General features: G+C 68.1%; 10 protein-coding genes and 2 tRNA genes. 6 read left to right on the forward strand and 6 right to left on the reverse strand.

The window, feature by feature from the left end; translation table 11 throughout:
* The first annotated feature begins 97 nt into the window (after nt 1-97).
* From C882_RS15930 to C882_RS15940, 3 genes are all read left to right on the forward strand, one after another.
* A tRNA-Pro gene (locus tag C882_RS15930) sits at nt 98-174 on the forward strand.
* A 25-nt stretch (nt 175-199) separates the two neighbouring features.
* Nucleotides 200-499: an ETC complex I subunit gene (locus C882_RS15935; RefSeq protein WP_009541678.1), complete on the forward strand. Its 300-nt coding sequence runs from the start codon at nt 200-202 to the stop codon at nt 497-499.
* A 73-nt stretch (nt 500-572) separates the two neighbouring features.
* Nucleotides 573-649: transfer RNA gene (locus tag C882_RS15940), tRNA-Arg, on the forward strand.
* 49 nt (nt 650-698) lie between these two features.
* On the opposite strand, the gene C882_RS15945 is transcribed toward C882_RS15940, so the two are convergent.
* Both C882_RS15945 and C882_RS15950 read right to left on the reverse strand, forming a co-directional pair.
* A complete protein-coding gene (locus C882_RS15945; protein WP_043645980.1) occupies nt 699-1,901 on the reverse strand; it encodes a hypothetical protein in 1,203 nt (400 codons plus the stop codon).
* A 246-nt stretch (nt 1,902-2,147) separates the two neighbouring features.
* On the reverse strand, nt 2,148-2,669 hold the full coding sequence (locus C882_RS15950) for a c-type cytochrome (protein WP_152415363.1): 522 nt from the start codon (nt 2,667-2,669) through the stop codon (nt 2,148-2,150).
* 112 nt (nt 2,670-2,781) lie between these two features.
* On the opposite strand from C882_RS15950, the gene C882_RS15955 reads away from it, so the two are divergent.
* The gene (locus C882_RS15955) at nt 2,782-3,285 is read left to right on the forward strand and encodes a DUF421 domain-containing protein (RefSeq protein ID WP_009541681.1); all 504 of its coding nucleotides are present in this window, start codon (nt 2,782-2,784) and stop codon (nt 3,283-3,285) included.
* A gap of 4 nt (nt 3,286-3,289) precedes the next feature.
* On the opposite strand, the gene C882_RS15960 is transcribed toward C882_RS15955, so the two are convergent.
* The gene (locus C882_RS15960) at nt 3,290-3,736 is read right to left on the reverse strand and encodes a DUF2267 domain-containing protein (protein WP_009541682.1); all 447 of its coding nucleotides are present in this window, start codon (nt 3,734-3,736) and stop codon (nt 3,290-3,292) included.
* A 171-nt stretch (nt 3,737-3,907) separates the two neighbouring features.
* Here C882_RS15960 and C882_RS23410 point away from each other — a divergent pair, with 171 nt between their 5' ends.
* Nucleotides 3,908-4,345 (forward strand): DUF3775 domain-containing protein, encoded by a 438-nt coding sequence (locus C882_RS23410; protein WP_009541683.1) that lies wholly within the window; start codon nt 3,908-3,910, stop codon nt 4,343-4,345.
* A gap of 25 nt (nt 4,346-4,370) precedes the next feature.
* Complete coding sequence (locus tag C882_RS15970; RefSeq protein WP_009541684.1) at nt 4,371-4,871, forward strand: BCAM0308 family protein; 501 nt, start codon at nt 4,371-4,373, stop codon at nt 4,869-4,871.
* A 15-nt stretch (nt 4,872-4,886) separates the two neighbouring features.
* On the opposite strand, the gene C882_RS15975 is transcribed toward C882_RS15970, so the two are convergent.
* The 3 genes from C882_RS15975 to C882_RS15985 form a co-directional block, all read right to left on the reverse strand.
* Nucleotides 4,887-5,174, reverse strand: a complete 288-nt coding sequence (locus C882_RS15975) for a hypothetical protein (protein ID WP_009541685.1) — start codon at nt 5,172-5,174, stop codon at nt 4,887-4,889.
* A 72-nt stretch (nt 5,175-5,246) separates the two neighbouring features.
* A complete protein-coding gene (locus C882_RS15980) occupies nt 5,247-5,603 on the reverse strand; it encodes a MerR family transcriptional regulator (protein WP_009541686.1) in 357 nt (118 codons plus the stop codon).
* A partial coding sequence (locus C882_RS15985; RefSeq protein WP_043645983.1) for a DnaJ C-terminal domain-containing protein occupies nt 5,600-6,000 on the reverse strand: 401 nt, incomplete at its 5' end. The genes C882_RS15985 and C882_RS15980, both read right to left, overlap by 4 nt.

A 6,000-nucleotide genomic window follows, 5' to 3' on the forward strand; every position in this document is an offset into this window, starting at 1 on the left:
TCGCACACCCACTCGTAAGGGTGGGCAGCGGGCGGGTGCAAAGGGTGGCACGGGACGCTTGCCAAACCGCGTGCGAGACCATAGGTTTCACCCCACACGGGGCGTAGCTCAGCCTGGTAGAGCACCTGCTTTGGGAGCAGGAAGCCGGAGGTTCGAATCCTCTCGCCCCGACCAGGAGAGATCAACGAGGGACACGACGATGGCGATCTCCGTGCGCATCCACCGTCCGGCCAAGACGGCCATGCAGTCGGGCCGCGGCAACACGAAACGCTGGCTGCTGGAGTTCGAACCCCAGGCCCCGCGCAACATCGACCCCCTGATGGGGTGGACCAGCGGCCGCGACACGCGCCAGCAGGTGAAGCTGTGGTTCGCCACCAAGGACGAGGCCATCGCCTACGCCAAGCAGCAGGGCTACGACTACAAGGTCTACGAGCCCAAGGAGCGGCGCGTGCGGCCCAAATCCTACGCGGCGAACTTCGCCTACGACAAGGTGTCCTGAGGCGTCGTCCCGCGCCTGATGCCCGTGTTCACGCGCCGGCCGGCTCACCAACGCCCCGGCGCGCGACGCGCATGCGCCCTTAGCTCAGCTGGATAGAGCATCCGCCTTCTAAGCGGACGGTCACTGGTTCGAATCCAGTAGGGCGCGCCATTCTCCCCGGTCCCATCAGAATTCCGCTCGCTGTGCCGGTCCGCCGGCGTCATCCGACTGGGAACACAAGCGGTGACAGCATCGGCGTTAGCCAGCCGGCCAAAGCCGGCGCTGCGAAGGCCGCGACATCGCCGAGGCGCCGCAACACCCCGACCTCTAGGTGGTGGGTTTCAAGCCACGCCTTGCGCTCAGCCGTCGGTGCATGCGGAAGGTGATGCACGGCCATCGCCTTGGCCCGCAGCCGCAGCACCAGCGCCGCAGGCATGGTGGCGGCGACTGTCAGAATGCTGGCGACCACGCCAAAGATAAAAGTCAGGTTGACGCCGAAGGCGCGCATGTATCGGGCGCTGTCGTTGACGATATCGGGATTGTCGATCAGATGCGCCGGCCACATAAGAGCGTAGTAGACGTGAACCGTCGCGGCAACCATCAGGATTGACGCCACGAGGATTAGCCAGCGGATGCGCTCTATCCGACGGGACAGCAAGTCCGGGTCTTCATAATATCGGGTACGGCCGCTCTCGAAAGCCTCGCATCGAAGGAGCTGCGCGGCAGCCGCGCCGGAGACAAAAATGCCGGCGACCGCGTGGTACAGCGTCGCTAGTTCAATCCGGTGATGAACGACGGGCAGATAGACCTTGTAGACCCGTACAATGTTGTTCATCAGGATGTATTCTCGCAGCGAGGGGACGCCCATGAACGACTCGGGCGCCCAACTCCCGACATAGCGCGTAATCTCCATGCCCGCCGGAATGGCACACCCAACCACAAGAACGACGAGAAGACCGGCAGTGCTTTCGGTGCTACCGCGCCTGTCCTGCCAGACGGTATGGAGCATCAGGGCCGCCGCGATCATCGTCGCGCCACAGACGAACATCAGCACCATGTGGGCGCTGACCCATTGAATGCGACCCTGTGCTTCCGCGGCGGCGAGGGCAAAGTCGCGGACGGTCGTGCCAGTTTCCGAGTTCTTTGCGCCGGGCGGATTTTCCGGCTCGCTCGAGCGAACGCCGCCCTCGCCCGCCGCCCCACCGTCCCGTTTGACCAGACCCGCGTCCTGGGCCGCTTCGTGCCATTCGGACTGGTCGGGGCAGAACAGGATCGCACCAGCCAGACCCGCCCGTTTCTCCCCACATTCGTGCATAAAGGGGTCAAGAAAAAACAGAGGCACGGTGACCCACACGATCAGCGGCGCGAGTATGGGAAAGAAAATCGGGTATTCGTGCCAGACGAAGTTGAATGCGCGTGACATGGCGGCCTCGCCTGCTTCTCACCCTCCATCTATAATACCCGGATCAGTTGGGCACTGGCGATGATCCTTACGAGCAACTCGAAACTTCGGTCGGTTGAGGTGCACTCTCCGTGCGCGTGCCGCTGAATACCCACGGTATCGGGGGACGACCAGCGCGCACGCCGCCGACCGTGAAGACGGAAACGCCACCCCAGAACGCCCCGGCAGAGCGGTCCGCCGGGGCGTTTCATTTGGCACGGCCGGAGGTCAGTCTTCCGCGGCGGCGGCACCGTTCTGCATGGTGCCCTCCCCCTCGGGCCGGGCGCTCAACAGCGGGCCGTTGCCGTCGGAGGGTTGCTGGATGGCCTGGAGGTAGTTGACCAGCTCCAGGATGCGGCCGCGGACGAGTTGCTCCGTCGCCAGGCTGTCCCATTGCTGGTCGGGCCCGCCGATTTCTGCGGCATAACGCCGCCCCCAGACCGGCATGTCGCGGCCGCCGTGGGCGCGGACGTCGATGCGGCCGTCGATCATTTGCACCACCTGCCGGAAGGGGAAGTCACCGTCGTTGCGCTCGGACAGGGTGGTCAGGTCCGGGGCACCGCCTTCCAGGAATTCCGCCACCGGGCCGTCGCCGCGGCCGCCGGCGCCGTGGCACGGGGCGCAGCTCATGCGGTACTCGCCGCTGCCGATGATCTCCTCCTCGGCACCGGCGGGCGTCGCCGCCAGCGCCGGCAGCACCAGTGCCGCCGCAAGGGCGGGGCCGGCCATGCGCATCGGTCTGCTTGTCATCGTCTCCTCCTGTGTCTGCCTGTCGGCTGAACAAAGCGCGCTCGCGGCACCGAGCCGGAAAACCCGCGCCCTCGTTGGCCCCTCAGTGGTCACTTCTCGGGAGGCTTTCGTCATGGACCCGCAATCCCTGGACTGGCTCCACCGCTTGATCGGCTCCGGCGCGGACACCATCACCTGGTGGCAGATGAGCATCCGCGCCGCCGTGCTGTTCCTGATCGGGCTGATCTACGTGCGGCTCGCCGACCGGCGGGCTTTCGGCAAGCTTGGCGCCTTCGACATCATCCTGGCGATCATCGTCGGCTCCAACGTCAGCCGCGCCATCACCGCGACTGCGCCGTTCGTACCCACCGTGGCGGCGACGGGGGTGCTGGTCCTGATGCACGGCCTGTTCACGCACATCGCCAGCCGGTCGCACGCCTTCGGCATGGTCATCAAGGGCCGCGAGAAGCAGCTCATGAAGGACGGGGTGCTGGACCGCAGGGCCATGTCGGTCAGCGGCGTCACCGTGGGCGACATGCGGGAGGCCGCGCGGCTGAAGGGCAAGTCCGACCTTGCGCCGTTCAAGGACGCCTACCTGGAGCGCAACGGCTCCATCTCCCTGATTTCGCGCGATTGACCGCCTAGGCATGGCCGGCGCCCTCACCGCCCGGCCACAGGCTGCGGATGCCCGGCGGCAGGGTGCGGCGGACCTTTTCGACCTGGCCGTCCGACAGCCGGTCGTTCAACAGCGCGAAGACGGCCGCCGCCACCGCCTCGGGCTGCAGGGAGGGATCGCGAACCTGCCCGGCGACGGCGTCGAGAAAGGCCTCCCGCTTGCGCTCGGGCACCGGAGTGGTGACGGGCTTCCAGCCCTCGAAGTAGAAGCCGCGCACCAGCATGGGAAGCTGCGCCGCCATATGCGCGGCCAGTTCGGGCGGCAGGTGGTCGCGCAACTCGTGCAGCACGGTGCGCAGGGCCAGGTAGGCCTTGTGCGGGTCGTCCACATGCATTCGCCCGGCGAGGTCCTCGATCCAGGCGCGGGTGAGCTGCATGGTCTCCTCGAACATGCTCTGGTATTCGCTCGGCATGGCGCGCTCCCTCAGCATGACGGCCTTGGGAGGCAGGAGACCACAGCCGTCGCGCCGCCGGGCTGATGCAGGTTAAGCCGGCTCCGTCCTTCGGAGCTAACCTGCGTCAATACCGGTGGGCGGGATTACCGCCATCCTGTCGGGACCAAGGCTCCCGAATGGAGGCCCGCCATGCGAACCCCCCTTGATGACGGCGACGACGGCCGCGAGACGCCGGACCTGGTCACGCCGCTGGCGACCTACGCCTTCCTCATCGCCCGCGCCCGCCACCTGGATGCGGCGGAGCAGAGCAGCGAGGCGGATATGGAACTGGGCCCTCTGGAAACGCCCCGTGAAGCGGGCGTCGAGCGCGACGCCACCCGCGACGAACTGCGCGAGGCCCTGGACGACCTGACCGACGACCAGAAGGCGGAAGTGCTGGCGGTGGTCTGGCTGGGCCGCGACGACTACGACGCCTCAAGCTGGGATGACGCCCTGGCCGACGCCGCGAGCGGCCGCACCCGTCGCGCCACGGCCTACCTGATGGAGACGCCGGGGCTCGGCGACCTGATGGCCGAGGGACTGGCATCCCTGGGGGTGCCGGAGGAAGACCTGGAAGACGTTGAATGACCGCCTCGAGCAGGAGGACACACCGATGACCGCCCAAGACCCCGCTCCGCCGCCCCGGCGGGACCGCGCCATTCACGAACTGGTCCACGATCCCTACCGCATGCGCGCCAAGCCATCCGGCCCCGCGGCCTGCCCGTCCTGCGGCGCGGTCTACGAGGCCGGCCGCTGGCAGTGGAAGAAGGCGGCGGCGCCGGGCGCGGAGGATGTAACATGCCCCGCCTGCCTGCGCATCCGCGACCGCGTTCCCGCCGGCGAGATCACCCTGTCCGGCGGGTTCCTGAAGCAGCACCGCGAGGACATCGAGGCCCTGGTCCGCCATACCGAAGAGGCGGAGAAGGCCGAACACCCCCTGAACCGCATCATGGACATGGAGTGGCGCGGCGGAAAGCTGGAGATCACCACCACCGACATCCACGTCGCGCGCCGCATCGGCCACGCGCTTTACGCCGCCTACCGCGGCACGCTGCGCTACCGGCAGCCGGCGGAGGACTATCACATCCGGGTGACGTGGGACCGCGAAGCCTGAGCGGCAAACGCCCCTTCAGGACCGCCGCTCCGCCTTGCGCACCGAGGCCTCGGGATGGGCCTGGATGAACTGTTTCAGCACCAGCTTCAGCTTGGCGCTGCGCCTGTGGTCGCCGGCACGCCGGGCGGCCTGGATGTCGTCGAGGATGATGCGGCGGATGTGCTTCCCGCCCTCCGGCGTGTGGATCAGGTAGTTGCCCATTTCCGCCGCCGCCATTTCGGGGAGGTTCTCGTGCTCGGCAATGGCCTCGATCTCCTCTTCCGTCAGCTCGCTGAGCGCGATGCAGTCCTCGATGGTCAACATGGCGAAACCCTCCTGCCGAACGGCCGTTCGCCCAAGTTTGACGGAAGCGTGACGCGCGGGGACTGATGCAGGTTAATCCTGCCCACGCAGGCGGCGGACCTCTTCAAGGATCGCATGGCGCACCGCCGGCGGCTGATGATCGACGGCGCGGGCGAGGCAGAGCAGTTCCCGCCGCAGGCCGTGGAGCTGGTCGAGCAGCGACAGCACCACCTCCAGGGCCTCGTCGTCGGCCACGTCGAAGTCCTCGGTCAGGGTGACGATCAACTCAAGCCGGGCGACATCCGCCTCGCGGTAGCCCGGCAGGCCCTGGATGCGCGCGGGCCGGACTGCGCCGGTGTGGAGCCAGCGGTGCAGCATGGCCCGCGTCAGTCCGGCGACGCGCTCCAGCACCTCGTCCTCGGTCAGGGGGCGGTCGGGGTCGGCGATCATGGCGCGGCTCCCTTCATGCGGGCGCGCGGGTCGAAGGGATGGCGGGTGCGCCAGTCCTCCATGAAGCGCGTCAGGTCCTCGTCGACCTCGGGCGGCAGGACGATGCGCAGCCGCACCAGCTGGTCGCCGTGCCCCGGGCCGTGCCCCCGGCGGATGCCCTTGCCGCGCAGGCGCAGGGTATGACCGCTGCTCGCCCCCTTTGGCACGGTCACCCGCACCCGGCCGTGAATGGTCGGCACCTCGACGCGGGCCCCGAGCACCGCCTCGTCCAGGCCGATGGGCAGGTCCATCTGCACGTCGTCGCCCTGGCGGGTGAACAGCGGGTGCGGGCGGATGTGGACCGACACCAGCGCATCGCCGGCGGGCCCGCCCTCCCGCCCCGGCCGTCCCTGGCCGC

The organism is Caenispirillum salinarum AK4 (assembly GCF_000315795.1).
In the GTDB taxonomy this organism is placed as follows: domain Bacteria; phylum Pseudomonadota; class Alphaproteobacteria; order Rhodospirillales; family Rhodospirillaceae; genus Caenispirillum; species Caenispirillum salinarum.